The organism is Dyella sp. (assembly GCF_051962475.1).
Classification (GTDB): domain Bacteria; phylum Pseudomonadota; class Gammaproteobacteria; order Xanthomonadales; family Rhodanobacteraceae; genus Dyella_A.
The window spans coordinates 21,249-47,547 of sequence record NZ_JBQCCF010000069.1 but is presented as its reverse complement, the minus strand read 5'-3'; the positions used below and the strand labels follow the sequence as shown (position 1 = coordinate 47,547).

Here is a 26,299-nt window from a genome sequence, read left to right as displayed (position 1 = left end):
CCATGAAGATCACAGACATCCAGTTCGGCATGCTGCGGGTGCCGCTGAAGACGCCGTTCAAGACCGCGCTGCGCACGGTGAGCCAGGTCGAGGACATCGTGGTGATGATGCACACCGACACCGGCCACGTCGGCTACGGAGAGGCACCAGCCACCGCGGTGATCACCGGCGACACTCACGGTTCGATCGTCGACGCGATCCGCCACTACATCTCGCCGCGGCTGATCGGCCAGGAGGTCGCCGACCTCAACCGGCTGACCGGGCTGATCCAGGGTTCGATGGAAAAGAACTCCTCGGCCAAAGCGGCGGTGGAGATCGCCCTGTACGACCTCTGGGGCCAGCTCTACAACGCGCCGCTGTACCAGCTGCTCGGCGGCGGCGATCCGGTGATCACCACCGACATTACGATCAGCGTGGACTACATCGACAAGATGGTGGCCGACTCGATCAACGCGGTGGAGCGCGGCTTCGAGTCGCTGAAGATCAAGGTGGGCAAGGACATCGGCGTCGACATCGAGCGGGTGAAGGCGATCTACGCGGCGGTGGAAGGTCGCGCCCTGCTGCGGCTGGACGCCAATCAGGGCTGGACCGCCAAGCAGGCGGTCTATGCGCTGCAGACGCTGGAGGACGCCGGCATCAAGCTGGAGCTGGTCGAGCAGCCGGTGAAGGCGCGCGACCTGGCCGGCATGCGCTACGTCACCGAGCGCGTGCACACACCGGTGATGGCCGATGAGAGCGTGTTCGGGCCGATGGAGGTGATCGAGCTGATTCGCCTGCGCGCGGCCGACATCATCAACATCAAGCTGATGAAGACCGGCGGCATCTCCAACGCCATCCGCATCGCCGACATCGCCGCCATGCACGGCGTGGAATGCATGATCGGCTGCATGCTGGAGAGCTCCATCAGCGTGGCCGCCGCGGTGCACGTGGCGGTGGCCAAGGCCGACGTGATCACCAAGGTCGATCTCGACGGCCCCTCGCTGAGCCAGTTCAATCCGGTCGACGGCGGGGTACTCTTCAACGAATCGGAGATCTCCGTGACCGACGCCCCGGGTCTGGGCATCCGCGAGATCAGGGGGCTGGAGCCCGTGTCGGAGTAGGGGCGTGAGCATGTCACCGCTGGTGAAGATCCGTTCGGAGCGCGACCAGATGTCGGCGGTGGAGCGGCGCATTGCCGACTTCATCGTGGAGAACGCGCAGTTGCTGCGCGACTACTCCTCGCAGCAGCTGGCCAACGCGCTGGGCATCAGCCAGTCCAGCGTGGTGAAGTTCACCCAGAAGCTGGGTTTCAAGGGCTACCCGGACCTCAAGTACTCCATCGGCGAGGCGATCGCGCGGGCCGCGCCCGGCGAGACCGCTCCGGTGTCGCCCGCGCAGGGCGCGGCCAGCGAGGCGCTCGGCGACCGGCTGTGGCGGCGCAAGTGCGCGGCCGAGGAAGAGACGCGGGTAATCAACGCGCCGGCGACGATCCAGGCAGTGGCCGAGGCGATCGATCGGGCCGGGCGCAGCGGCCGCGTGTTCCTGCTCGGCATGGGCGACGACGACGTGCACGTGCGCGCGTTCGCGCTGCGGCTGGCGCTGCTGGGCATTCTCACCGTGCACAGTTTCGACGTGGTGCGGATGACCTCCAACGTGGCCGCTGCGCAGGCCGGTGACGTGCTGGTGGTGATCTCCGAATTCGGCCAGCACGCCGCGCTGGGCAAGATCGCCCGGCAGTTCCGCGAGCGCCGCGGCCAGCTGGTGACGCTGACCCGACACACCGCCAACCCGCTGCGCACGCTGGCCGACGTCGCGCTGGTGGTGTCGGCGCACGACGAGCAGCCCTACATCCAGTCGCTGTTGTACCAGTCGGCGATGCAGCATCTGCTGGACAGCGTGTTCGTGCGGCTGTGCGAAGACCACGACGACCGCCATGCGCAGCTGTTGGGCAACCTCGAGCGGATCCAGCACATCCTCGAACCGTAACCGCTCCGGCAGACAGGGCCATACGATGACCTTTTCCTTCTCGTTTCTCCGGCGGGCCGCCATGCTCGCCGCCGTCACTTTTTCCGTCCACGCGTTCGCCGCGCCGGCCACGCCGCCGTGGCAGGGCGCGCGGCAGATGGTGCTGGTGACCGTCGATGGCTGGGACGCCGCGCAGGGCGTGCTGCGCCGCTTCGTGCGCGAGGACGATCGCTGGGTCCCCGTCGGCGCGGCGTGGCCGGTGGTGATCGGGAAGGCGGGCGCGGCCTGGGGACTCGGCCTGCAGCCGGCGCGCGACGATGGTCCGGTCAAGCGCGAGGGCGACAACCGCAGCCCGGCGGGCGTGTTCCGCATCGGCACCGCCTTCGGCTATGCCAAGACACTGGCCACGGCGATGCCGTATCGCGCGCTCAGCGCCACCGACTGGTGCATGGACGTCAGTGGTGCGCGCTACTACAACCAAATCGTCGACGCCAAGGTGGTCGGCGTCGACGCGGTGAAGGGCTCTTCCGAGCCGATGCGCCGCGACATCCACGTGCACGGCGACCAGCGCTACCGGATGGGTTTCGTCATCGACAGCAATCCAGACGCGCGGCCCAGTGCCGGCAGCTGCATCTTCGGCCACCTGTGGGCCTCGCCCACCACCGGCACCGCCGGCTGCACGGCGATGAAGCCCGAATCGATGCGCAGCCTGCTCAGCTGGCTCAAGCCGGAAGACCATCCGGTATTCGTGCTGCTGCCGAAACAGGCCTACGCCGCCGTGCGCGACGACTGGCAGCTGCCGCTGCTGGAGGCCAGCCGATGAGCCCGACCGTGCGCGTGCTGCTGGGTCTGGCGCTCGGCGCCGTGGTCGGGCTGGGGCTGGCCGCGTTCGATCCGGTGCTGGCGACCCAGGTGGCCGCCGTGGTGCAGCCGGCTGGCAAGCTGTGGCTGGCGGCATTGCAGATGACCGTGGTGCCATTGGTGCTGTCGCTGGTGGTGGTGGGCGTGAACACCGCCAGCGATGCGGCGGCGTCCGGCCGCGTGGCGCGGCGGGCGATCGTGGTGTTCCTGGTGTTGCTGACTGGCGGCGCGTTTCTCGCCGCGCTGCTGGCGCCGTGGCTGTTCCGCTTGTTCCCGCACAACCCGGCGCTGAGCGAGGCGCTGAGCCACGCCACCGTGCCGCTGTCCGCGCGCACCGCGCCTACCGGTTGGGTGGAGGCGGTGACCTCGATCGTGCCGACCAATGCGATCGCCGCCGCCGCGCAGAGTGCGATGCTGCCGCTGGTGGTGTTCGCGCTGTTCCTCGGCTTTGCGCTCACCCAGATCAGGCCGGAGCGGCGCGCGATGCTGGTGGAGTTCTTCCAGTCGATCGCCGACGCGATGATCGTGATCGTGCGCTGGGTGCTGTGGGTGGCGCCGCTGGGCGTGTTCGCGCTGATCCTGGCGGTATGCGCCCGCGCGGGGCTGAGCATGCTCGGTGCGCTGGGCATCTACGTGCTGGTGGAGTGCCTGCTCTACGTCACGGTGACGCTGGCGATGCTGGTGGTGGCGGTCACCTGGGGCGGCGAGACGTGGCGGCGTTTCGTGCCCGCGTTGGTGCCGGCGCAGGCGGTGGCGCTGAGCACGCAATCCTCGCTGGCCTCGCTGCCGGCGATGCTGGAAAGCGCGAACGGCAAACTGGGTTATCCCGAGCGCGTCACCGCGCTGGTACTGCCGATGGCGGTGTCGTTATGCCGGCTGACCAGTCCGGTGCAGTACGTGGTGTCGGCCTCGTTCATCGCCTGGGCCTACGGCATCGACCTGTCGCCGGCCGCGCTCGCTGCTGGCGCCGCGCTGGCGGTGGTGATCAGCCTGGGTTCGGTGGGCCTGCCGGGGCAGGTCACCTTCATCGCCACCAACCTGCCGGTGGCGCAGGCGATGGGCGTGCCGGTGGGGCCGCTCGGCCTGATGCTGGCGGTGGACACGCTGCCGGACACGCTGGCCACGCTGGGCAACGTCACCTGTGACCTCACGGCCAGCAGCGTGGTGGCGCGGCAGTCGGCGAAGGAGGGCGCATGAGCATCGAACAGGCCGATGCTATCGTGATCGGTGCCGGCATGGCCGGCGCCTCGGTGGCGTATTTTCTCGCCCCGCACGCGCGGGTAATCGTGCTTGAGCGCGAGCCCTACGCCGGCATGCATTCCACCGGCCGCTCGGCCGCACTGTTCAGCGAGACCTACGGCACGCCGCAGGTGCGCGCGCTGACCCGCGCCACGCGTCCGTTCCTGGCCGCTCCGCCGGAGGGCTTCGCCGCGCATCCGATCCTCACGCCGCGCGGCGCTACGGTGATCGGCCGCGCCGAGCAGGCGGAGCAGGTGCGCGCGATGTTCGAGGCCATGCGCCGCGACACGCCCGAGCTGGAGCTGCACGACGGTTCGCGCGTTCGCGACCATGTGCCGGTGCTGCGCCCGGAAGCGGCGGCGATCGGCCTGCACGAGCCGGGTGCCGCCGACATCGACGTCAACGAACTGCACCAGGGTTTCCTGCGTGGCCTGAAAGCGCGCGGCGGCGCGCTGCACGTGGACCAGGCGATCACGGCGATCGAGCGCGACGGTGGCGGCTGGACGGTGAGCGTGGGCGATCGACGGTTCCATGCGCCGCTGCTGCTGGATGCCGCCGGAGCCTGGGCCGACCAGGTGGCCGCGATGGCCGGCGTGGCGCCGCTGGGACTGGTGCCCAAGCGGCGATCGGCGTTCGTGTTCGAGCCGCCGGCCGGGCTCGCCACCGCCGACTGGCCGTTCGTCTGCGACCTCGATGAAACCTTCTACTTCAAGCCGGACGCGGGCCAGCTGCTCGGCTCGGCGGCGAATGCCGATCCCACCCATCCGCACGACGTGCAGGCGGAAGAGTTGGACATCGCGCTGGGCATCCATCACATCGAGCAGGCGACGACGCTGGAAATCCGCCGCCCCACCCGAACCTGGGCCGGGCTGCGTTCGTTCGTCGCCGATGGCGACCTGGTCGGCGGCTTCGCGAGCGACGTGCCGGGCTTTTTCTGGGTCGCCGCGCAGGGCGGCTACGGCATCCAGACCTCGGCGGCGATGGGCGAGGCCTGCGCGAACCTGGCGCTGGGCCGCCCACTGCCTGCGCACCTGCAGGACGCCGGCCTCACTGCAGCAATGCTGACGCCGGATCGTCTGCGCTGAACCTACAGTTCTCCCGGCATCGGCCGATCTGCAGATATCCAGTCTGTGGAGAGAGCGGCCATGCGCTCCAGGATCATCATGACGCTCGCCGTCGGCGGCCTCGGCGCCTTGTTGCTGCCCGGCGCACTGGCGCTGGTGGCCTGCCTGCTGTGGGTCCACGCGCAACGCTACCGTGCCTTGCATGGGCGCATTCTGGCGACGCTTGGCCAGCGCCAGCGATGGTCGCGTTCCCGAGCCGCGGCGATCCCGTGAGCTGACGCGCGAACGACGATGCGGTGACACGCTGTCGCATCCGGTCATGGAAGCGGCCCGTGCGAGGGCATCGCATGGGCGCGGACACGGTCTCTGGACGCTCTTGCGTCCCATCTCCCGCCGGCGTTCCGCACAAGCGCCAAGCCGGTCTGCCGTAGATGTGGCATGAACGTCATGCCGTTACACTGCCGACCTATCTGGACGGCGATCGGCGCCGGACGCGCGTGTGGTGGAAAGGCCCACGTCCTCGCGTCGATGCCAGGCATATCCGGCGGGTCGGTACGACATGCTTTTGATGATCGACAACTACGACAGTTTCACCTTCAATCTCGTGCAGTACCTGGGCGAGCTGGGACAAGAGGTGAAGGTGGTGCGCAACGACGCGCTGGACGTGGCCGGCGTGCGCGCGATCAAGCCCTCGCACATCATGATTTCGCCGGGGCCGGGCACGCCCGACGATGCCGGCGTGTCGCTGGCGATCCTGCGCGAGATGGCCGGCGAGCTGCCGATCTTCGGTGTGTGCCTGGGTCACCAGGCGATCGGCCAGGCCTTCGGCGGCAAGGTGATCCGCGCCAAGCAGATCATGCACGGCAAGACCTCGCCGGTATGCCACCGCGGGCAGGGCGTGTTCGCCGGGCTGCCGGACCCGTTCGAGGCGACCCGCTACCACACGCTGGTGGTCTAGCAGGAGTCGCTGCCGGACTGCCTGTAAGTGACCGCCTGGACGGAAAACGCCGATGGCTCGATCGACGAGATCATGGGCCTCAGGCACAAGACGCTGCCGGTCGAAGGCGTGCAGTTCCATCCCGAATCGATCCTCACCCAGCACGGCCACGCGATGCTGGCGAACTTCCTCGGTCTGCCGGCGCGGAAGCTGGCGGCATGATGTCGCGCGAGATCCATATCACGCCGCAGGAAGCCCTGCAGCGCACGATCGAGCACCGCGAGATCTTCCACGACGAAATGATCGCGCTGATGCGCCAGATCATGCGCGGCGAAGTGAGCCCGCTGATGACCGCGGCGATCATCACCGGCCTGCGCGTGAAGAAGGAGACCATCGGCGAGATCACCGGCGCGGCGCGCGTGATGCGCGAGCTGTCAGCGAAGGTGGAGGCGCCGCCGCACGAGCACTTCGTCGACATCGTCGGTACCGGCGGCGACGGTGCGTCGAGCTTCAACATTTCCACCGCCTCGATGTTCGTCGCCGCGGCGGCCGGTGCGCGGGTGGCCAAGCACGGCGGGCGCAGCGTGTCGTCCAAATCCGGCAGCGCCGACGTGCTCGAGGCGCTGGGCGCCTCGATCGACCTCAAGCCCGATCAGGTCGCCACCTGCATGGCCGAAACCGAGATCGGCTTCATGTTCGCGCCCAACCATCATCCGGCGATGAAAGTGGTGGCCCCCGTGCGCAAGGAAATGGGCGTGCGCACGCTGTTCAATATTCTGGGGCCACTGACCAACCCCGCCGGCGCGCCGAACATCCTGATGGGCGTGTTCCACCCCGACCTGGTCGGTATCCAGGTGCGCGTGCTGCAGCAGCTCGGCGCCAGGCACGCGATGGTGGTGTGGGGACGCGACGGCATGGACGAGATCTCGCTGGGCGCCGCCACACTGGTCGGCGAACTGCGCCATGGCCAGGTGCGCGAGTACGAGATCGAGCCGGAGGATTTTGGCCTCGCCATGGCCTCCAGCCGCAACCTGCGGGTGGAGAGCGTGGCCGAGTCGCGCGCGATGCTGGAAGAAGCTCTGCACGGCAAGCATGGGGTGGCGCACGACATCGTGTGTCTCAATGCCGGCGCGGCGCTGTATACCGCCGACGTGGTCGACAGCATCGATGACGGCATCACGCTGGCACGGGCCACCATCGCCAGCGGCGCGGCCCGTGCGAAAATGGCCCAGTTCGTCTCCACCACGCGACGCCTCGCCGGCACCTGACGTCCCACCTCGGGCGCGGTGCCCAGCTCGACCGCCGCGCATGCGGCGCCCCAACGACACCACGACCATGGCCGACATCCTCAATCGCATCCTCGCCCGCAAGACGGAAGAAATCGCCGAGCGCAGCGCCCGACTGCCGCTGGACGAACTGGCCGCGCGCGTGGCCGACCTGCCGCCGACCCGCGGCTTCGCCGCCGCACTGGAAGCGAAGATCGACGCCGGCCTGCCGGCGGTGATCGCGGAGGTGAAGAAGGCCAGCCCGAGCAAGGGCGTGATCCGCGCCGACTTCGACCCGGGCGCGATCGCACGCAGCTACGAGGCGGCCGGCGCGGCCTGCCTGTCGGTGCTGACCGACAAGGACTTCTTTCAGGGCAGTGAGGAGTTCCTGCACCAGGCGCGCGAGGCGTGTTCGCTGCCGATCCTGCGCAAGGACTTCGTGATCGACCCGTATCAGGTGTACGAGGCCCGCGCGATAGGCGCGGACTGCATCCTGCTGATCGTCGCCGCGCTGGGCGACGCGGAACTGATGAATCTCTCGCTGCTGGCCGCCGAGCTGGATCTGGACGTGCTGTGCGAGGTGCACGACGCCGAGGAGCTCGAGCGCGCCCAGGCACTGCCGGTGCCGATGATCGGCGTGAACAACCGCAACCTGCGCACCTTCGAGACCACGCTGGAAACCACGCTGGAGTTGCAGCCGCTGGTGGAGTACGACCGCATCCTGGTGGCCGAGTCCGGCATCCACACGCCCGAGCACGTGCGCGAGCTGCGCGAAGCGGGCGTGCACGCGTTCCTGGTCGGTGAGGCGTTCATGCGTGCGGTCGATCCGGGCACCGAGCTCAAGCGCCTGTTCGAAGCGGATTGAACCCATGGACGAGGTGCTGATCCCGGTGCCGGGCGAGGCCGCGGCGGAGCCGGCGGCTGGGCCGCGCACGGTGCTGTTCGACCTGGACGGTGTGATCACCGTGGACGACACCTTCGCCCGCTTCATGCGCGAGCGCTACGCCGGCATGACCCGCAAGCTGCTGTTGCTGCCGGCGCTGCCCTGGCTGGCGCTGGTGCGACCGTTTTCATGGCGGCTGGCCATGCGCACGCTGGTGCATGTGGGGCTGTTGGGGGTCGGCGAGCGGCGCTACCGTGAGCTGGCCCAGGATTTCGCGTCGCGGCTGGTGCGCCGTCCGCGCCAATTCCAGCGCGATGCGCTGCTCGCGCTGCGCCGCCATCAGGTTCAGGGCGATCGGGTGATCGTGGTGACCGGCTGTGAGCACACGCTGGCGCAGAGCCTGTTGGCGCAACTCGGACTGGTCGAGGTCGAGCTGGTCGCTTCCCGGCTCAGGCCCGCTTGGCTCGGCATGCGCGTGGCCCACCATAACGTCGGTGCCGGCAAGCCCGTAGCCCTGGCCGCCTACGGCGTGCCCACCTGGCAGCGTGCCTATGGCGACTCCCTGCACGACGTGCAGATGCTCAAGGCCGCCGCCGAGCCCGTACTCGTCAACGGCACGCCGAAGCTATGCAAGCGGATCGAACAGGCGCTGGGGCGACCGGTGGAGCGCGTAGCCTGGTACTGAGGGCCGTGGTATCGCACTTTTCACTCGCCTGAGTTGGGGGGGGCGCACCTGGATGCAAGGAGGCACTTGAGTCGCGGCCATTCCCCCAGGTACGTTAGCGCTTACGCATCTAACCCGTGAGCGCTCCATGTATATCGCATCCCTGGGCAAGCTGGCCCTCGGCAGCCGCCTGAAGGCACTCAGCGATCACTTCTACGGGGCAGCGGACGAGGTCTACCGCACTCTCGGCGCGCCCATCGAATCGCGCTGGCTACCGGTGTTGCGCTACCTGTGGGACGCCGGCCCCCACTCGGTGACCGAGGTGGCCGACGCGATCGGCCAGACCCACTCGGCCGTCAGCCAGCTCACGGACAAGCTGGTGCGTGCCGGCATGGTGCGCCGCGAACGTGATCCGGCGGATGGCCGCCGTACCGTGCTCGCGCTCACCGACCAGGCGCACGCGTCGCTCGGCGGTCTGGGGCCGATCTGGTGTGCGGTGCGCCGTGGGGTCAACGTCGCGCTGCAGGAGCAGGCGACGCATCTGCTCGAGGCCATCGCCGCGTGCGAGCGCGCCCTGGCGGAGCGCCCGGTGACGGCGGCGATCCTTGCCGAGCACGCCGCGATCGTGGCCACGCCGGTGGAAATCGTGCCGTTCGTCCCGGCTTTGCGCGAGCATTTCTACCGCTTGAATGCCCAATGGTTGGAGCGCCACTTCCGCATCGAGGATATCGACCGCGCCGTGCTGAGCGACCCCGAGCGGCACATTGTCGAGCCCGGTGGCGCGATCTTCTTTGCCCGTCTTGGCGAGGAGGTGATCGGCACCTGCGCCCTGCTGCAGGAGTCGCCCGGGGTGTTCGAGCTGACCAAGTTGGGCGTGGACGAGACCTTCCGCGGACTCGGCGCCGGCCGGCGCCTGCTCGACGCGTGCATCGCCGAGTTTCACCGCCGCAACGGACAGACCCTGTTCCTGGAGTCCAACAGCCGCCTCACGACCGCGCTGCGCATGTACGAGAAGGCGGGCTTCGTGATGCAGCCAGCCATCCGCCCGGGCTCGCACTACGAGCGGGCGGACGTCTACATGGTCTATCAGCGGAGCGAGTGAGCGCCGATCGCGCGGGCGGCGGTTAGCCGCTGCGCCTCCCGCCCGGCGGGAGGCGGCGGAGCATCAGCGGGTGCCGAACACCACGATAGTCTTGCCGGACACCTGGATCATGCCCTGCTCTTCGAGCTGCTTGAGCACGCGGCCGACCATTTCGCGCGAGCAGCCGACGATGCGGCTCACTTCCTGGCGCGAGATGCGGATCTGGGTACCGTCCGGGTGGGTCATCGCATCCGGCTCCTGGCACAGGTCGAGCAGGGTACGCGAAATGCGATTGGTGACGTCCATGAATGCCATGCGGCTGACCTGGCGCGAGGTGCGTAGCAGGCGGTTGGTGAGCTGGGCGCCGATCGCGAACAGGATCTTCGGACACTCCTCGCGCAGTTGGCCTTCCATCAGCTGGAACAGGCGCTCGTAGCTGATTTCAGCCATCTCGCACGGGGTGCGCGTGCGCACCATCGATTCGCGCTGCGCTTGCTCGACGAACAGGCCCATCTCGCCGATGAACTGGCCACGACTGATGTAGGCGAGGATCAGCTCACGCCCCTGCTCGTCCTCGGTACAGACCGCCAGCGAGCCCTCGATCACGTAGTAGAGCGTGTTGGCCGGATCGCCGGGGCGGATGATCGCGGTCTTGCCCGGATAGCGGCGGCGGTGGCACAGCGCCAGGAAACGCTCCATCGAGGCCGGATCGGGGGCGAATCCCAGCGGAGCCTGGGACCGTTCGAAAGCTTGCTGCAGCTGGTATTTGAGTTGCGCCACGATGTTTTCCGAATGAAGGTGACCCAGGCCGGCGGTCAGGCAAGACCCTGCGTGAGCGTAAGTGTTTTTCCCCTGTCGCGCCGCATTATGGCAAACCCGCCGCCCGGGACGCAGTTTCAGTTTTCATCCTTTTTACCGCATACTTGGCGGTCTTCCAGTACCGATGACGTGTCGCGCGTCGGTCACAAGGGTCGCGGAAGCTAGTTGTTTTCGTGCCGTATCATCCAGCGGGGACCCTTGTCGCTAACCCGCCTCTGCTGCTGGCCGCCATGCGGCCATGGAGAGTTGCCGTGGTGAAACCACTTCCCCGTCTGCGCCTGCAGGGTTTCAACAACCTGACCAAGGCCCTGAGCTTCAACATCTACGACATCTGCTACGCGGTGTCCGAAGAGCAGCGCCAGCGCTACATCGAATACATCGACGAGCAGTACGACGCCGATCGCCTGACCCAGATCCTCACCGACGTGGCGGAGATCATCGGCGCGAACATCCTCAATATCGCGCGCCAGGACTACGACCCGCAGGGCGCCTCGGTCACCATCCTCATTTCCGAGGAGCCGGTGGTGGAGAAGCTCGGCCGCGACACCATCTCCGGTGCCGTGGTGGCGCACATGGACAAGAGCCACATCACCGTCCACACCTATCCGGAAACGCATCCGCACAACGGCATCGCGACGTTCCGCGCGGACATCGACGTGGCCACCTGCGGCGTGATCTCGCCGCTGAAGGCGCTGAACTACCTGATCGACAGCTTCGAGTCGGACATCGTCATCGCCGACTACCGCGTGCGTGGCTTCACCCGAGACGTGAAGGGCAAGAAGCACTTCATCGACCACAAGATCAACTCGGTGCAGGACTACCTGGCGCGGCACATCCGCCAGAAGTACGAGATGTTCGACGTCAACGTGTACCAGGAAAACATGTTCCACACGAAGATGCACATCAAGGACTTCGATCTGGATACTTACCTGTTCGAGGCACATGCAGACGACCTCTCATTCAAGGAGCGCCAGCGCATCGAGTCGCTGCTGCGACGCGAGATCGAGGAGCTCTTCCACGGCCGCAACCTGATGTAACGAAAAACCCGCCGAAAGGCGGGTTTTTCGTGTCGGGGTCGCCGCTGCCGTGGGCGGCTACAGGCGATAGGCGACCTTCTTCATCACCAGCGAGGTCAGCTGCATCAGCGGGGGAATCGGGAAGGGCAGCTCAATGCCGCCGCGGGCCGCCGCTTCGTCCGCGTGACGCACCTCGTCCTCCTGCATCTGCGTCAGCACGGCGCGCGAGCGTTCGTCCTGCTCGGGCAGGGTTTCCAGATGCTCGGCCAGATGCGCCTCGACCTGGCGCTCGGTCTCCACCACGAAGCCCAGGCTGACCGGATCGCCGGCCAGCGCGGCGGCTGCGCCCATGAAGTAACTGCCCGCATACCACAGTGGATTGAGCAGGCTGGGGCGGCTGTCCAGCTCGCGCAGGCGCTCGGCGCACCAGGCGAGGTGGTCGGTTTCCTCGGCGGCGGCGTGCTGCAGGTGGCGACGGGTGTCCTCGTTGCGGGCCAGCGCGGCTTGGCCGTCGTACAGCGCCTGCGCGCACACCTCACCGGTGTGGTTGATGCGCATCAGGCCCGCGGCATGGCGGCGCTGGCGCGGGTCCAACTCGGCTTCTTTCAGGTCGACGGCCGGCGATGGCCGGGCCGCCTCCGGATCGCCGGCCACCGTCTCCAGCGCGCGTTCGAACCCCGCGATCAAGCGGTCGAAAGGACTGAGCTGGCGTGCGGGCATGGGGATCTCCAGGGACTAGGGCGTGCAGCTGGAGGTATTGGACGGCATCGGCACCGCCTGCGCAAAGCCGGCAGTGCGCCGCAGGTCCGGCGCGGCGGTTCCGGGGCTTTTCAAGCCTGGGGTGGTCCATGCTAAGATTGCCGGCTCGCAGCTCGCCCACCGGTGGGCTTGTGCGATGGATGAAAGCTCCGCTATCATCTCGCACCTTTGTTTGACCCGATTTCCGTCACCGCCCTCACGGCGGCCAACAGGTATTCCGAAATGAAAACGTTCAGCGCCAAGCCGGAAAGCGTCAAGCGCGACTGGTTCGTGATCGACGCCACGGATAAGACGCTCGGTCGTCTGTCCACCGAGATTGCGCGCCGCCTGCGCGGCAAGCACAAGCCGGAATTCACCCCGCACGTGGATACCGGCGATTATATCGTCGTGGTCAACGCGCAGAAGGTGGCCGTCACCGGTGCCAAGCTGGACGACAAGCAGTACCACCGTTTCACGGGCTACGTCGGCAACCTCAAGACGACCAACCTGCGTGATCTGCTGGCCACCCACCCCGAGCGCGTGATCGAGATCGCCGTGAAGGGCATGCTGCCGAAGAACCCGCTGGGCCGTGCGATGTACCGCAAGCTCAAGGTCTACGGCGGTGCCGAACATCCGCATACCGCCCAGCAGCCGCAGGCGCTGGAAATCTAAGGAAACCTCATGGCGATTCAGCAGAATTACGGCACCGGCCGCCGCAAGACCTCCGCCGCCCGCGTGTTCCTGCGCAAGGGCAGCGGCGCGATCGAAGTGAACGGCAAGACCCTCGAGCAGTTCTTCGGTCGTGAGACCTCGCGCATGATCGTGCGCCAGCCGCTCGAGCTGACCCAGAGTGCCGACAAGTTCGACATCAAGGTCACCGTCGCCGGCGGCGGCATCACCGGCCAGGCCGGTGCGATCCGTCTAGGCATCGCCCGCGCGCTGATCGAGTACGACGAAACCCTGAAGCAGCCGCTGCGCAAGGCCGGTTTCGTCACCCGTGACGCCCGCGAAGTCGAGCGCAAGAAGATCGGTCTGCACAAGGCGCGTCGCGCCACGCAGTTCTCCAAGCGCTAAACTTAGTTTCATAGCCCCGTCGCCAAGCGGTAAGGCACCTGACTCTGACTCAGGCATTCGGAGGTTCGAATCCTTCCGGGGCTGCCAAACAAGACGCCGGTCAGCTGTAGCGATCGACACAAAAAACCCGCCTGCCGGCGGGTTTTTTGTTGTCTGAGTTGCGTGCGGCGTCCGAGCGGGGCGCCACCGCGCGTGCTCAGATCTGGCGGTCGCCCACCAGCACGATATCGGCCGGGCGGCGGGCGAACAGGCCCACGCTGACGATGCCCGGCAGCTGGTTCAGATCCTGCTCCAGCGCCACCGGATCGGTGATCTGCCAGCCGTGCACGTCGATGATCCAGTTGCCGTTGTCGGTGACCACGCCATCGCGCCACACTGGATGACCGCCGCGGCGGGCAATCTCGCGGCCAATCAGGCTGCGCGCCATCGGAATCACTTCGATCGGCAGCGGAAACTTGCCGAGCACGTCGACCTGCTTGCTCGAATCGATGATGCAGACGAACTTCTCGCTGGCCTGGGCGATGATCTTTTCGCGCGTCAGCGCCGCGCCGCCGCCCTTGATCAGGCGCTTGTGCGGATCGCACTCGTCGGCACCATCCACGTAGAGCGCGAGCTGGCCGGTGCTGTTGAGGTCGAGCACTTCGATGCCGTGCTTCTTCAGTTGCGCGGTCGACTGCTCCGAGCTCGATACGGCGCCGCGGATGCGCTCGCGCAGATCGGCCAGGGCATCGATGAAGTAGGCCACGGTCGAACCAGTGCCGACGCCGACGATGGCGCCGTCTTCGACAAAGCGGATGGCCGCTTCACCGGCGAGTTTCTTTTCGTTGCTCATGGGCAAGGATTCCGGAACGTGAGAGGGGAGTCGAGCGCCGGGCCGACCGGTGTCATTCGAGGCCGAGGATGGTCTTCCACTCGGCCGCGGTCACTGGCATTACCGAGAGCCGGTTGCCCTTGCGCACCAGGGCCATCTCGGCCAGTGATGGCAGCGCCTGCAGCTCTTTGAGCGTGATGGTGCGCTTGAGTTTGCGCACGAAGGCCACGTCCACCAGCATCCAGCGCGGGTTGTCGCGGCTGGCGCCTGGATCGAAGTAGTCGCTCTTCGGGTCGAACTGGCTGGGATCCGGATAGGCGGCGGAAGCCACCTTGGCCAGGCCCACGATGCCCGGCTCGGCGCAGTTGGAGTGATAGAAGAACACGCCGTCGCCCACCCGCATGCCGTCGCGCATGAAGTTGCGCGCCTGGTAGTTGCGCACGCCGTCCCACGGTTCGTTGCCGCGTGCCTTGAGGTCGTCGATGGAAAAGGTGTCCGGTTCGGACTTCATCAACCAGTGGGAGATGCGGGCAGGGCTCATGCGTGGGTCTCGCGTGGGCGTTCGGCGTGGCAGTCGATCAGCTCGCGATCGGTGGCGACGAAGTCCAGCGGCACGTCCCAGCGCGCCGGCTCGATCGACTCCACTTCCTGGAAATCGTAGGCGATGCCCACCAGCAGCGGTTCGGTGGGGCGTGCCTGCTCGTTGAGGAAGGCAAAGCTGCGGTCGTAATAGCCGCCGCCGTAACCCAGCCGCTGGCCGCGCCGGTCGAACGCCAGCAGCGGCACCAGCACCAGGTCGAGCTGGAACGGCGCCAGCGGAGCGCGTACCTGCACCGGTTCGGGAATGCCGTGACGGTTGGGCTCCACCGGCTCACCCGCGCTCCACGGCGCGAAGCGCAGCTGGCGCTCGGCGCCCAGCAGCGGCAGCAGGAATTGCTGGCCGCGCGCGAGCAGCGGCGGGATCACCAGGTTCAACGCCAGCTCGCCGTTCACCGCCCAGTAGCCGGCCACCCGTGCATCGGTGTGGTATTCGGGCAACTGCTCGAGGCTACGGCGCAGCCCCTGAGCCGCCGCAATGCGTTGCTGCGGAGTGAGCGCCTTGCGACGCTCGGTGAGGCGCTGGCGCAGCTCGCGTCGCTGGGCGATGGCATCCACGGTTGCGCGTCTCCCGGTGGGGCGCGCCGACGGGCGCTGCCGACAACATACCGGCCGGCGCCTGGGCGCCGGCCGATGCACAAAATGAGGTGGCGTCAACCGCGATGCCGCTGCCCACCAAACGACCTTGATCCACGAGGATCAGGTGGGAGGGTTGTCCAGGCTTCGAGGCTTTCCGCACGCGGCGGACATGCACAACAGCCTGAATGCAACCGACCCGGGGCCGTATTTAGGAACAAGGCAAATGTAAGAGTGTGCTGGCGCACACCGCAGAAAACGCCGAAACGAATTTTATCAGCAACGCCGCCGGCGCGCCCGTGCCGCGACGATGCGCGGCAGGTGCAGTTCAGGCCCGCGGTGCGGCCGGCTCCAGGGCGGCTTCCAGCTTGCGGCGCAACGCGGCCAGGCCGTCGGTGACGCTCTGGTCGGCGCCGGAATGCTGCTTGCGCAGGGCGAGAAACTCGTGGGTGACGCTGATCGCCGCCAGCACCGCGAGGCGGTCGAAGCCGGGCGTCTTGGCGTTGGCACGCAGCTCGCGCATCTTGCGGTCCAGGTAGCTGGCCGCCTCGAGCAGGCCCTCGCGCTCTTCCGGTGCGCAGGCGATCAGGAACTCGCGGTCGATCAGCCGCAGCGCGACCGGTTCGCTGGCAGGAGTGCTCATGTCAGTTGTTGCTCTCGAGGGCCTTGAGGCGCTGGATCATCGCTTCCACCCGTCCGCGCGCCTGCTCGTTGCGCGCCATCAGGCCGGCGCGCTCGTTGGCGAGCTGCTCCTGGCTGTGGCGCAGGCTGCGGTTTTCCTCGGACAGGCGGCGCACCGTGTCGATCAGCTGATCGACCTGGCGGTTCAGCGCGGCAAGTTCCTGCTGGAGATCGGGCGGCGTGCTCATGGGCGGAAACTATATCAGCAGGCCGACGCAAAACTGCGGCGCACGACGCCTCCTGGCGGACGAGGCGGTAGACTGCCGCCCTGCCTTTGAAGGAGCCCGCCATGACGGCCCCCGCACTCGTCGAATACGACGATCTGGACGACCTTACCCACCGTCTTAAACTGGGCACCACCGCCAGTGAACTGCACGGCTCGCTGAGCGGCTTTCTGGCCGGCGGCGGGCGGATCGGCCGCCAGCCGCTGCTGGCGGTGCTGCACCTGGACGGCGAAGCGCCGAAGCCCACGCCGGCCGATGCCGCCGTACTGGAGCGCCTGTCGCGACAGGCCGCCGACCAGCTCGCCGACCCAGAGCTAGGCTTCGAGCCGATGCTGCCGGAGGACGACCGTCCACTGGCCGAGCGTGCCGAGGCCACCGTGGAATGGTGTCGCGGCTTTCTCGGCGGCTTCGGGCTGGCCGGTTCCGAATCGCACGCGCGCCTGTCCGAGGAGGCGCAGGAAGTGCTGCGCGACCTGGGTACCATCGCCTCGTCGCAGCTCGACTTCGGCAGCGAAGACGAGGACGAGGATGCGCTGATCGAGGTGCATGAGTTCGTGCGAGTCGGAGCGATGCTGCTGCACGCCGAGTGCGCGCGCGATCCGGCTGCCGGCAACGACACCCTGCACTGACACGTCGCCCTTGATCACCCCGGCTGAATTCGCCCGCCGCCGCCGCCAGCTGATGCACCTGGCTGGCGAGGATGCGGTGGTGCTCGTGGCCGCCGCGCCCGAGCGCATGCGCAATGCGGATGCCGCTTGGCCGTACCGGCAGGATTCGGACTTCCATTACCTGTGCGGTTTCCCGGAGCCCGACGCGGTGCTGGCGCTGCTGCCGGGGCGCAAGCACGGCGAGGCGGTGCTGTTCTGCCGCGAGCACGACGACGAGCAGGCGCGCTGGCACGGCGCGTCCGTCGGCACCGAACAGGCGGTGGCCGCGTTCGGCATGGATGACGCGTTCCCGATCGACGACATCGACGACATCCTGCCCGGCATGATCGAGGGCCGCGCCCGGGTGTACTGCCACTTCGGCAGCGAGCCGCAGTTCGACGCACAGCTGCTGGGCTGGATGCGCCGTTTGCGCCAGCTTCGTGGCGGCGGCGTGGTGCCGAAGGAGTTCGTCGCGCTGGGGCATCTGTTGCACGACCTGCGCCTGTTCAAGTCGCCGGCCGAGCTCAAGCTGATGCGTGCCGCCGCCAACGTCGCCGCCGACGCCCATCTCGCGGCCATGCAGGTGGCGCAGCCGGGTCGGCACGAGTACGAGGTGGAGGCCGAACTGCTGCGGGCGATGCGACTGCGCGGCGCGGTCGCGGCGTTCCCGCCGATCGTGGCCGGCGGTGCCAACGCCTGCACCATGCATTACACCGCCAACCGCGCGCGGCTCGCCGAGGGCGAGCTGCTGCTGATCGACGCGGGCGCGGAGGTCGACTGCTACGCCTCGGACATCAGTCGCAGCTTTCCGGTGAGCGGGCGCTACTCGCGCGAGCAACGCGCGCTGTACGACATCGTGCTCACCGCCCAGCTGGCCGCGATCGACGAAGTGCGCCCGGGCCGCCCGTTCAGCGCGGCGCACACGGCGGCGGTGCAGGTGATCGCCGAGGGCCTGTGTGCGCTCGGCCTGCTCAAGGGCAGTGCGGAGGCGGCGATCGCCACCGGCAGCTACCGACAGTTCTTCCCCGCCAAGACCGGTCACTGGCTCGGCCTGGACGTGCACGACGTGGGCGACTACCGCATCGACGGCGAGCCGCGCGAGCTTGAGCCCGGCATGGTGGTCACGGTGGAGCCGGGCATCTACGTGTCGCCGGATGACCGCAGCGTGCCCGAACGCTGGCGCGGCATCGGCATCCGCATCGAGGACGACGTGGCGGTGACCCGCCGCGGCAACGAGGTGCTCACTGCGGCGGTGCCGAAAGAGCCCGACGCCATCGAGGCGCTGCTGGCCGCGCGTTGACGCACCACGCGATGCCGCGTGGGCGGTCATCGCTGCTTCTTCAGTGGCACGCAACGCTCGCTGCGCGTGGTTGCGCTTGCTTACTCATGTGCCCTGCACGCGCAGGGGTGAAGACTTCCAGCCACGAGGTGGCCTGGCGTGCCGCGGCCGATGGCCGCACGGCGTATCGTCGCGCGTAACCGTGCGGCCAAGGGTTCGCGCTTATAGTCCGCTGGATATGTCTGCGAGGAGGCGATGATGCTGACGGCCGAGTTCCTGTCACGACTGCAGTTTGCCTTCGTGGTGTCCTTCCACATCCTGTTTCCGGCGTTCTCGATCGGCCTGGCGTCGTGGTTGGCGTTTCTGGAAGGCGTGTGGCTGGTCAAGCGCACCGATCTGTGGCGCGATCTGTATTTCTTCTGGCTGAAGATCTTTGCCGTCGCCTTCGGCATGGGCGTGGTGTCCGGCATCGTCATGAGCTTCCAGTTCGGCACCAACTGGTCGGGCTTCTCGGTGGTGGCCGGCAACGTGGTCGGGCCGCTGCTCAACTATGAAGTGCTCACGGCGTTCTTCCTGGAGGCCACGTTCCTCGGCGTGATGCTGTTCGGCTGGCGCAAGGTCGGCGACCGCACGCATTTTCTGGCCACCTGCATGGTGGCGGTCGGCACGTTGATCTCCACGTTCTGGATCATGGCGGCCAACAGCTGGATGCAGACGCCGACCGGTTACGTGATCAAGGACGGCGTGTTCTATCCGGACGACTGGATGAAGGTGATCTTCAATCCCTCCTTCCCGGTGCGTCTGCCGCACATGGTGATGGGCGCCTTCATTTCCACCGCGATGGTCATCGGCGGCGTGTCCGCCTGGTATCTGCTGAAAGGGCGCTTTGCCGAGAAGTCGCGCGCCACGCTCAAGCTGGCGCTGGCGTTTCTCGCCATCGTGATCCCGCTGCAGATCGTGATTGGTGATCTGTCCGGTCTGGAAGTGCACAAGAATCAGCCGGCCAAGCTGGCAGCCATCGAGGCGCGCTGGGAGACCCGCAGCGACGTGCCGCTGACCCTGTTCGCCTGGCCCGACGAGCAGGCTGAGACGAACCACTACGCGATTGACGTGCCGCGACTGGGCAGCATCATCCTCACCCACAGCCTGCACGGCGAGGTGAAGGGCCTGAAGGATTTTCCCGCCGACCAGCGCCCGCCGGTGAAGCTGCCATTCTTCTCGTTCCGCATCATGGTAGGCCTGGGCTTTGCGATGCTTGGCCTGGCGCTGGTCGGCCTGTGGCGCTGGCGCCGCGGCACGCTGGAGAAGCCGTGGTACCTGCGCGCGTGGGTGGCGATGATTCCCTCTGGCTTCATCGCGGTGCTCACTGGCTGGTGGGTCGCCGAGGTGGGGCGGCAACCGTGGGTGGTGTATGGCGTCACGCGCACCTCCCAGGCGGTCAGCGCGCTTCCGGTGGGAAGCGTGCTGGCCTCGCTGATCACCTTCGTGGTGGTCTACCTGGGGATTTTCGGCGCGGGGCTGTACTACCTGGTGAAGCTGTTCCGCACCGGGCCGGTGACGGCCCCGCAGCATGTGCCGGCAACGCCGGTGCACGGCAGCGATCGCCGCACGCCGGCACGCCCGCTCTCCGCCCCCAGCGATTCGATGGAGGGCTGAGCAATGGACATGGCCACCGTATTGCCCGTGGTGTGGTACTTCATCATCGGCTTCGGCGTGATGATGTATGTGCTGCTGGATGGCTTCGTGCTCGGTCTGGGCATCCTCACGCCATTCGCCGACGACGAGCACCAACGCGACCATATGATGAATACCGCCGCGCCCATCTGGGACGGCAACGAGACCTGGCTGGTGCTCGGCGGCGCAGGTCTGCTGGCTGCGTTTCCCAAGGCCTACGCGTTGGTGCTGTCGACGCTGTACCTGCCGATCCTGTTGATGCTGATCGCGTTGATCTTTCGCGGCGTGGCGTTCGAGTTCCGCTTCAAGGCACACACCTCGCGCTGGCTGTGGGGCGTGGCCTTCCATGTCGGCTCGCTGCTGGCCGCGTTCGCGCAGGGCGTTATCCTCGGCGCGCTGGTCGACGGCATTACGCCGCTGGCGCCGGGGCAAACCCACGGCGCGTTCGCCTGGTTCAGCCCGTTCGCAATCATGACCGGCGTAGCGGTGGTGTGCGGTTACGCGCTGCTGGGTGCCACCTGGCTGATCCTCAAGACCGAAGGACGGTTGCAGCGCATCGCCTTCGATCTCACCCGCCCGCTGATGGTGGCGGTGATCGTGTTCATGTTGATCGTCAGCGCCTCATTGCCGACGCTGCACTCGGCGCTGATGCAGCGCTGGTTCACCGGCTCGAATTTCCTCTATCTGTCGCCGGTGCCGCTGTTCACCGCGATCTGCGCGGTGATGCTGTGGCGCTCGGTGATCAAGCAGCGCGAGGCGCAGCCGTTCGTGTTCGCGCTGTGCTTTTTCCTGTTGGGCTTCATCGGCCTGGTGGTGGGCATCTGGCCGAACATCGTGCCGCCGGCGTTGAGCATCTGGGAGGCCGCCTCGCCGCCCAGCTCGCAGGGCTTCGTGCTGGTCGGGGCGGCGTTCCTGATTCCCGCCGTGCTGGCCTATACGGTGTATTCGTACCGGGTGTTCCGCGGCAAGGTGGCGGGCGACGCGGGCTATCACTGACCCGCGTCGCCGGGCGGCGTCAGCTGAGCTGGGCGAAGGCGTCGCGGGTGAGGTTCTCTGGCGCCCCCTCGGTGCACGCCACGTCGTCTTCGATACGGATGCCGCCGTAAAGCTTGAGCGCGTCCACCTTCGCCCAGTCCACGTCCTTGCTGGCGGGCGTCTGGCGCACTTCGTCCAGCAGCATGTCGATGAAGTACAGGCCCGGCTCGATCGTCACCACCATGCCCGGCTCAAGCTGGCGGGTCATGCGCAGGAACGGATGGCCGTGCGGACGGGCGATCGTCTCGCCACGGTCGTTCTTCGCGAAACCGGCCACGTCGTGCACCTGCAGGCCAATCGAATGACCCAGGCCGTGCGGGAAGAACGCACGCGTCACGCCGTGCTCCACCGCGCTTTCCGGGCTCATGCGGACTAGGCCGTGTGCTTGCAGCACCTCGGCCAGCTGGTGGTGCGCCTGCACGTGCAGCTGCGCGTAATCGACACCGGCTTTCACGCTGGCGACCTGCCGGCGCTGCACGGTATCCATCGCATCGATCAGCGCCTGGAACTCCGCATGGCCATCGGCCGCGTAGGTGCGGGTGATGTCGCTGGCGTAGCCGCTGGCGCTGGCGCCGGCGTCGATCAGCAGCGAACGCGCCGGCTGGGGCGGGGTGCGGGTGAAGTCCATGTAGTGCAGCACCGCGCCGTGCTCGTTGAGCGCCACGATGCTGGAGTAGGGCAGTTCGGCGTCGGTTTGGCCGGCCGCAGCGAGATAAGCCTGATGAATGCCGAGCTCGCTCTCGCCGGCACGGAACGCCCGCGCGGCGGCGCGGTGCGCGCGCGTGCCGATGCGGCTGGCTTCGCGCATCAGTTCCAGCTCGTACGGCGTCTTGTAGGCGCGGTAGTAGTGCAGATAGTCGAGCACCGCCTTGGGGTTGTTCGCCTCCACCCCCTCGATCGGCGGGCAGGCTTCGGCGATCACCGCGGCGTTGCGCTTGGGTAGTTGCGCGATCGCTTCCTCGGCGGTGCGCACGGTGACGATTTCGAACTGCTCCACCCAGTAGCCGGTGGGTGCTTCGGGAACCACGTGCCAGTAGTCGCGCGGCTGCAGGAACACCAGCTTCGGCTTCGCGCCCGGCGTATAGGCGATCCAGCTGCCCGGTGCGCCCGTCAGCGGCAGCCAGTGCTTGAACGGCGGATTGACCGCGTACGGGTAGTGGTTGTCGTCGAGGAATTTGGTGCCGGGCTGGCCGGCGGCGATCAACAGGTGGTCGAAGCCGCCGCGCGCGAGCGCCTGGTCGGCGCGTTCGCGCAGCGTGGCCAGGTGCTGGGCGTAGAGCGGGGCAAGGCGATCGTTCATGCGGGAGTCCTCTCGGCGGGGCGCGCCCGGAGCGGCGGCAAGCGGAGCCGCGTTACGGGCAACGCCGGAGTGATGCGCATCGACGCGGCGGTGCGCGGGGAATCACGCATGATCGCAAACCCGCGCCGGATCACGCCACCCGGCTGCCGAGGGCGTCCCTAGGTCGGCAGGGTCAGCCAGCGGTCGATCACTGCCGCGTCGTCCTTGCCGATGGCGATGATGCGGAAGCCCGCCCAGATCTGGCCGGGCGACGCCGCCTGCTCGTGCCATTGCGCCTGCACGCCCACTTCGATGTTGTGAGGTTGCGCACCGAGACCGTGCAGCGGCATCTGCAGCTGATAGATCGCGTCGGTACGCGGCGGTTGCTGGCAGATCAGCAGCATGCCGCCGGCGGAGAGGTTGCCGAGAAAACCCATTGGCTTGCCGCTGATCACATCGGTGACCACGGCGGTGAAGTTGACGCGCTTGCGCTGCGCGCGGCGCTGTTCGCTGGAGGGATGGGTGCTCATGGCGTCCTCAGATTCCGCCGCGGCCGGGCTGCGGTCGGCCGGTGGCTGGCCGCAGCAGGTTGCCGGTGAGGCTGCGCCAGGCGCGGTCGAGCAGCGACTCCTTCACCTCGGCCAGCTCGCGCGCCCGGCCCTTGATGATCTCGTGCGCCAGTTGTGGCAGCGTCATGTCCTCGGCGCGCACGCCGCGCCGGTTGACGAACAGGGTCTGGCCGGACACCGGCGAGAACCAGGCGAGCTTGCGCTGGGCGACCTTGCCGGTCTTCGGGTCGGTGAACTCGAACCAGCGCCCGAACGGCATCAGGCGCAGTTGCTCCTGCAGTTCCACTTCGCGCGGATCGAGCATCGGCTGACTGCGCGGTGGCGGCTTGATCGACGGACGGGCCGGCCCGGGCCGGCCCGCCGCGCCGGCCTTGCCCGGTGCCGCGGGAGCCACAGCCGCAGCGGGTGGCTCGGCGGCCGCCTGCTGGTGCTCGCCCAGGCGCTGGTGCTGCTTGAGGCGCATCGCCAGGTCGGTGGTGCTGAGCGCCTCGCCACTGACCGTCGGCGTGGCGTTCTCGCCGGGATTGGCCAGGCGCTGGGCGACCTGCGCGGCCTCTTCGGGGTGCATGCCGATCTGCTGCAGGCCCGTCTCCACCTCGGCCTGCAGGCGGGTGCGATCGGTGATCGGCTTGCGACCCAGCAACTGGTCGGTGATCAGCAACTGGCTGGTGAACGCCTCGCTGTCCTCGCCATGGCGCAGGATCGTCAGCGCCAGCACGTCCGACCATGCGCGATCGAGCAGGGCGCGCAGCAGACCGCGCGGTGGGTTCTGTGCGAAGCGCTCGCTGATCAGCGCACTGGCGCGCTGGCGCGCCTGATCGAGACGCTCGCGCCCTTGCATCGCCTCGATATGGCGGCGCTCGGCGGTCTGCGCCTTGCGCGAGAGCAGCGAAAGATGCTGCTGGATGTCCGCCAGCAGCGCGGTGTACAGGCCAGCGCTGGGCGGCTCGTGGCTGGCGCGCTCCACCAGTTGTTCGAGCTTGGCGCGCAGGCTGCGGTCCGCTTCGCTGCCGGAGTCGTCCAGCCACTCGTGCGCCACCTCGGTGACGGTGCCGAGCAACTGGCGGGCCGGGTGCTCCTTCTGCTCGAAGAAGTTGCGGTCGGTGACCGCCATGCGCAGCACCGGCAACTGCAGGCCGCCGAGCAGGGCATGGGTTTCCTCGCCCTGCTGCAGTTGCCGCGAGAGTTGGTCGAACAGCATCGCGACCAGTTCCACCGTATCGCCCTGCTCGGCGCTCAGGCCGGTGCGCGGCGCGCCGGCCGGCTTGCCGTGGTTGAGCTGAGCGAGCAGTTCCTCGCGCAGCAACTGGGCGCTGCGCAGCTCGCGGGTGGCCTTGTCGGTGACCTGGGACAGGTGCTGCTGCAGTGCCGACAGCGCGGTCTGCAGTTCTTCGGGTGTGGCGACCTCGGCCGTTTCGCCCCCGATGGTGGTCTGCCCGCTGCGTCGGCGCGCCAGCAGTTCACGCAGGCTGTCGAGCACGGCGATCGGTTCGTTCGGCTGCGCTGCCGCGCTACCCGCGTGCTCGGCCGGCGCGGCGGCCGGCGACGCTCCCGCGCCCGGCACCGTCGGCGCACCGCCGCGCACCACTTGCGCCGCCTGGCGCAGCAGCGGATACGGTCGCAACTGCGGCAGGATGCCCTCGTGCTGCAGGGCATCGTTGAGCGCGCCGAAGAATTTGGGCAGGTCCGGCAGCAGCGCGCTTTCGAGGCAACGGATCAGCATCAGGTCGTGCTCGACCGGGAGCTCCACCGAGCTGGCCGCCTGGCGCAGCGCCTTGGCCACCGCCAACGGCCCCATTGGCAGGTCGCTCCCTTCCAGCGGCGGCGCCGCCACCAGCACGGCAAGGCGGTAACCGAGCTCGTAGACGGGCGCGCCGCCGCGCGCTTCGCCGCGCGCGGCGAGCTTGTCCAGCGCGACGGTCATCTCGTGCTCGTCGGTGTCGACCAGGCTCAGCGGCTGGTCCAGCGGCTCGGCCGGCGCGGGCGCAGGCGGTGCGCCCAACTGGTCGAAGTTGAGACTCAGCTGTTCCAGGAAGCGCTGCTCCAGCGTGGCGCGCTCGCGCATCAGCCGCTGGCGCACGTTGAAGTGGCGCTGCTGATTGAACGGGTCGTGCGCGGTTTCCGACAGCGCGAACAGCTGGCGCTCGAGATCGTCCAGGCACACCCGCAACGGACGCACCAGCCAGTCCCCGCTCAGCGCCTGGCAATGCTCCAGCAGCCGGCGCGCGCGCCCGGACCACCGGTCGCGCGGGCTGCCATTGCCGCCGCGCGCCGGCGGACGGCCTCGACCCTGCGGTTCTGCTTCCATGGATGACCCTAATGAACTCCCCCAGAGCGCCGAGTCTATGCTGGATGCGAAAGGCTCGCCATGGTCGTTTGGTCGAGTCGGTCGCGGTTACTTCCGCGCCGCTGGCTACACTCGGCAAGGCGTATCCGGAGCGCACCGGAGGCGATCGACGAGCGGAGGGCGTCGCGGGATGGAACAGGGGATCGACATGATGCAGGCCGGCGCGCCCGGTCGGGCGTGGTTGGCCGCCGGGCGGGCGCTCGGCGGGCGACCGAGTCAGCAGGACGACCTGGTGTGCCTGGCCGACGAAGCGCAGCGCACGCATCTGCTGGTGCTGGCCGACGGCATGGGGGGCGAGGGGGCCGGCGAGCTGGCCTCGGCCGGCGTCGTGGCGGTGGCGCAGCGCTTGTGGTGCGAAGGCCGCTGGCGCGACCTGCCGGGCGCACTGTTCCTCGAGCAACTCTGTCAGGACGCCCACCTCGAGTTGCGTCGCCGCGGCGAGGCACTGGTGGACGCGGCGCCCCATGCGACCATCGTGGCCCTGCTGCTGAAGGGGCGCATGGCCTACTGGGCCCACGTCGGCGACAGCCGGCTGTACCGCTTCGGGCGCGGCCGTCTGCTGGGCTGCACCGAGGATCACAGCGTGGTGCAGGAGCGGGTGCGCCGCGGAGAACTTCATGCGGACCAGGCCGGCGCCGCCGTCGACCAGCACCAGCTGCTGCGTGGGCTGGGCGGATCGATGCAACCACGCGTCGACCACGGCTGTGCGCCGCTGCGGCGCGGCCACGCCTTCGCCCTGTGCAGCGATGGCGTGTGGGAGCACCTGTCCGCGCAGGAACTGGCCGCGTTCGCCACCCACCGCGACCCGCGCGCCGCGGTGAGCGAGGCGTTGGCGCTGGTGCTGGGCCGGGCGGGTGCAGAAGGCGACAATGCCGCGCTGATCCTGGCCGGTGCGGCGCGACCGTGGCAGCCCTGGGCACACTGGTGGCCGGCGCCGCGCCGTCCTGGCCGCTACCGCCCATCCGTTTGACCACTCAAGCCGAGCCATCGAGGCG

28 protein-coding genes, 1 tRNA gene, 1 other RNA gene and 1 pseudogene are annotated in these 26,299 nt (G+C 68.1%); 20 read left to right on the top strand and 11 right to left on the bottom strand.

All coding sequences use genetic code 11. The features are described from left to right. Positions 1-2 precede the first annotated feature (2 nt). The 11 genes and pseudogenes from ACTHJF_RS15450 (at position 3) to ACTHJF_RS15400 (ending at position 9,959) form a co-directional block, all read left to right on the top strand. Complete coding sequence (locus tag ACTHJF_RS15450; RefSeq protein ID WP_431634459.1) at positions 3-1,100, top strand: dipeptide epimerase; 1,098 nt, start codon at positions 3-5, stop codon at positions 1,098-1,100. A 10-nt stretch (positions 1,101-1,110) separates the two neighbouring features. Next, complete coding sequence (locus tag ACTHJF_RS15445) at positions 1,111-1,965, top strand: MurR/RpiR family transcriptional regulator (RefSeq protein ID WP_440268162.1); 855 nt, start codon at positions 1,111-1,113, stop codon at positions 1,963-1,965. 61 nt (positions 1,966-2,026) lie between these two features. Then, positions 2,027-2,767: a L,D-transpeptidase family protein gene (locus ACTHJF_RS15440; RefSeq protein ID WP_440267891.1), complete on the top strand. Its 741-nt coding sequence runs from the start codon at positions 2,027-2,029 to the stop codon at positions 2,765-2,767. Beyond that, positions 2,764-4,002 carry a dicarboxylate/amino acid:cation symporter gene (locus ACTHJF_RS15435; RefSeq protein ID WP_440267890.1) on the top strand — a complete coding sequence of 413 codons (1,239 nt, stop codon included), beginning with the start codon at positions 2,764-2,766 and terminating at the stop codon, positions 4,000-4,002. The genes ACTHJF_RS15440 and ACTHJF_RS15435 overlap by 4 nt, the downstream gene beginning before the upstream one ends. Beyond that, positions 3,999-5,129, top strand: coding sequence for an NAD(P)/FAD-dependent oxidoreductase (locus tag ACTHJF_RS15430; RefSeq protein WP_440267889.1), 1,131 nt, complete (start codon positions 3,999-4,001; stop codon positions 5,127-5,129). Before ACTHJF_RS15435 ends, ACTHJF_RS15430 begins: the two co-directional genes overlap by 4 nt. A 78-nt stretch (positions 5,130-5,207) precedes the next feature. After that, positions 5,208-5,381 carry a hypothetical protein gene (locus tag ACTHJF_RS15425; protein ID WP_440267888.1) on the top strand — a complete coding sequence of 58 codons (174 nt, stop codon included), beginning with the start codon at positions 5,208-5,210 and terminating at the stop codon, positions 5,379-5,381. 286 nt (positions 5,382-5,667) lie between these two features. Further along, positions 5,668-6,267: pseudogene (locus ACTHJF_RS15420) on the top strand (anthranilate synthase component II). Beyond that, positions 6,264-7,313 (top strand): anthranilate phosphoribosyltransferase, encoded by a 1,050-nt coding sequence (gene trpD, locus ACTHJF_RS15415; protein ID WP_440267887.1) that lies wholly within the window; start codon positions 6,264-6,266, stop codon positions 7,311-7,313. Before ACTHJF_RS15420 ends, trpD begins: the two are co-directional and overlap by 4 nt. A 67-nt stretch (positions 7,314-7,380) precedes the next feature. Then, complete coding sequence (gene trpC, locus ACTHJF_RS15410) at positions 7,381-8,175, top strand: indole-3-glycerol phosphate synthase TrpC (RefSeq protein WP_440268161.1); 795 nt, start codon at positions 7,381-7,383, stop codon at positions 8,173-8,175. 4 nt (positions 8,176-8,179) lie between these two features. Then, positions 8,180-8,878, top strand: a complete 699-nt coding sequence (locus tag ACTHJF_RS15405; protein WP_440267886.1) for an HAD family hydrolase — start codon at positions 8,180-8,182, stop codon at positions 8,876-8,878. 127 nt (positions 8,879-9,005) lie between these two features. Next, positions 9,006-9,959, top strand: coding sequence for a bifunctional helix-turn-helix transcriptional regulator/GNAT family N-acetyltransferase (locus tag ACTHJF_RS15400; protein WP_440267885.1), 954 nt, complete (start codon positions 9,006-9,008; stop codon positions 9,957-9,959). Positions 9,960-10,022: 63 nt separating this feature from the next. Here the strand turns inward: ACTHJF_RS15400 and crp are convergent, their stop codons facing one another. Next, complete coding sequence (gene crp, locus ACTHJF_RS15395; protein ID WP_431634448.1) at positions 10,023-10,718, bottom strand: cAMP-activated global transcriptional regulator CRP; 696 nt, start codon at positions 10,716-10,718, stop codon at positions 10,023-10,025. 290 nt (positions 10,719-11,008) lie between these two features. Here crp and speD point away from each other — a divergent pair, with 290 nt between their 5' ends. Then, positions 11,009-11,794 (top strand): adenosylmethionine decarboxylase, encoded by a 786-nt coding sequence (gene speD / locus ACTHJF_RS15390; protein WP_049622792.1) that lies wholly within the window; start codon positions 11,009-11,011, stop codon positions 11,792-11,794. Between the two features lie 57 nt (positions 11,795-11,851). Here the strand turns inward: speD and coq7 are convergent, their stop codons facing one another. Continuing rightward, complete coding sequence (gene coq7 / locus ACTHJF_RS15385) at positions 11,852-12,493, bottom strand: 2-polyprenyl-3-methyl-6-methoxy-1,4-benzoquinone monooxygenase (RefSeq protein ID WP_440267884.1); 642 nt, start codon at positions 12,491-12,493, stop codon at positions 11,852-11,854. Between the two features lie 261 nt (positions 12,494-12,754). Between coq7 and rplM the strand changes: the two genes are divergently transcribed. From rplM to ACTHJF_RS15370, 3 genes are all read left to right on the top strand, one after another. Continuing rightward, a complete protein-coding gene (gene rplM / locus ACTHJF_RS15380) occupies positions 12,755-13,183 on the top strand; it encodes a 50S ribosomal protein L13 (protein ID WP_431634446.1) in 429 nt (142 codons plus the stop codon). A gap of 9 nt (positions 13,184-13,192) precedes the next feature. After that, positions 13,193-13,585 carry a 30S ribosomal protein S9 gene (gene rpsI, locus ACTHJF_RS15375; RefSeq protein WP_431634445.1) on the top strand — a complete coding sequence of 131 codons (393 nt, stop codon included), beginning with the start codon at positions 13,193-13,195 and terminating at the stop codon, positions 13,583-13,585. A 12-nt stretch (positions 13,586-13,597) separates the two neighbouring features. Further along, positions 13,598-13,672, top strand: a tRNA-Gln gene (locus ACTHJF_RS15370). Positions 13,673-13,781: 109 nt separating this feature from the next. On the opposite strand, the gene rpiA is transcribed toward ACTHJF_RS15370, so the two are convergent. The 6 genes from rpiA to ACTHJF_RS15340 all read right to left on the bottom strand — a co-directional run bounded on the left by rpiA (position 13,782) and on the right by ACTHJF_RS15340 (position 16,438). Further along, positions 13,782-14,417, bottom strand: coding sequence for a ribose-5-phosphate isomerase RpiA (rpiA, locus tag ACTHJF_RS15365; protein ID WP_440256388.1), 636 nt, complete (start codon positions 14,415-14,417; stop codon positions 13,782-13,784). 52 nt (positions 14,418-14,469) lie between these two features. Beyond that, complete coding sequence (locus ACTHJF_RS15360) at positions 14,470-14,937, bottom strand: EVE domain-containing protein (protein WP_440267883.1); 468 nt, start codon at positions 14,935-14,937, stop codon at positions 14,470-14,472. Further along, entirely contained in the window at positions 14,934-15,551 is a 618-nt protein-coding gene (locus tag ACTHJF_RS15355; protein WP_440267882.1) for a 5-formyltetrahydrofolate cyclo-ligase, read from the bottom strand. The genes ACTHJF_RS15360 and ACTHJF_RS15355 overlap by 4 nt, the downstream gene beginning before the upstream one ends. A gap of 92 nt (positions 15,552-15,643) precedes the next feature. After that, positions 15,644-15,830, bottom strand: a non-coding RNA gene (gene ssrS / locus ACTHJF_RS15350) — 6S RNA. 67 nt (positions 15,831-15,897) lie between these two features. After that, entirely contained in the window at positions 15,898-16,212 is a 315-nt protein-coding gene (locus ACTHJF_RS15345) for a cell division protein ZapA (protein WP_404630015.1), read from the bottom strand. A gap of 1 nt (position 16,213) precedes the next feature. Further along, complete coding sequence (locus ACTHJF_RS15340; RefSeq protein ID WP_440256381.1) at positions 16,214-16,438, bottom strand: TIGR02449 family protein; 225 nt, start codon at positions 16,436-16,438, stop codon at positions 16,214-16,216. Between the two features lie 101 nt (positions 16,439-16,539). Here ACTHJF_RS15340 and ACTHJF_RS15335 point away from each other — a divergent pair, with 101 nt between their 5' ends. From ACTHJF_RS15335 to cydB, 4 genes are all read left to right on the top strand, one after another. Then, a complete protein-coding gene (locus ACTHJF_RS15335) occupies positions 16,540-17,103 on the top strand; it encodes a UPF0149 family protein (protein ID WP_440267881.1) in 564 nt (187 codons plus the stop codon). A gap of 52 nt (positions 17,104-17,155) precedes the next feature. After that, positions 17,156-18,421, top strand: coding sequence for an aminopeptidase P N-terminal domain-containing protein (locus ACTHJF_RS15330; RefSeq protein WP_440268160.1), 1,266 nt, complete (start codon positions 17,156-17,158; stop codon positions 18,419-18,421). Between the two features lie 240 nt (positions 18,422-18,661). Next, positions 18,662-20,056: a cytochrome ubiquinol oxidase subunit I gene (locus ACTHJF_RS15325; protein WP_440268159.1), complete on the top strand. Its 1,395-nt coding sequence runs from the start codon at positions 18,662-18,664 to the stop codon at positions 20,054-20,056. A 3-nt stretch (positions 20,057-20,059) separates the two neighbouring features. Beyond that, positions 20,060-21,070, top strand: a complete 1,011-nt coding sequence (gene cydB / locus ACTHJF_RS15320; protein ID WP_440267880.1) for a cytochrome d ubiquinol oxidase subunit II — start codon at positions 20,060-20,062, stop codon at positions 21,068-21,070. 19 nt (positions 21,071-21,089) lie between these two features. On the opposite strand, the gene pepQ is transcribed toward cydB, so the two are convergent. From pepQ to ACTHJF_RS15305, 3 genes are all read right to left on the bottom strand, one after another. After that, a complete protein-coding gene (gene pepQ / locus ACTHJF_RS15315; RefSeq protein ID WP_440267879.1) occupies positions 21,090-22,409 on the bottom strand; it encodes a Xaa-Pro dipeptidase in 1,320 nt (439 codons plus the stop codon). 158 nt (positions 22,410-22,567) lie between these two features. Beyond that, positions 22,568-22,918 carry a PilZ domain-containing protein gene (locus ACTHJF_RS15310; protein WP_431634434.1) on the bottom strand — a complete coding sequence of 117 codons (351 nt, stop codon included), beginning with the start codon at positions 22,916-22,918 and terminating at the stop codon, positions 22,568-22,570. A gap of 7 nt (positions 22,919-22,925) precedes the next feature. Next, a complete protein-coding gene (locus ACTHJF_RS15305; RefSeq protein ID WP_440267878.1) occupies positions 22,926-25,265 on the bottom strand; it encodes a DUF1631 family protein in 2,340 nt (779 codons plus the stop codon). Between the two features lie 169 nt (positions 25,266-25,434). Here ACTHJF_RS15305 and ACTHJF_RS15300 point away from each other — a divergent pair, with 169 nt between their 5' ends. Beyond that, positions 25,435-26,274 (top strand): PP2C family protein-serine/threonine phosphatase, encoded by an 840-nt coding sequence (locus tag ACTHJF_RS15300; RefSeq protein WP_440267877.1) that lies wholly within the window; start codon positions 25,435-25,437, stop codon positions 26,272-26,274. Positions 26,275-26,299 lie beyond the last annotated feature (25 nt).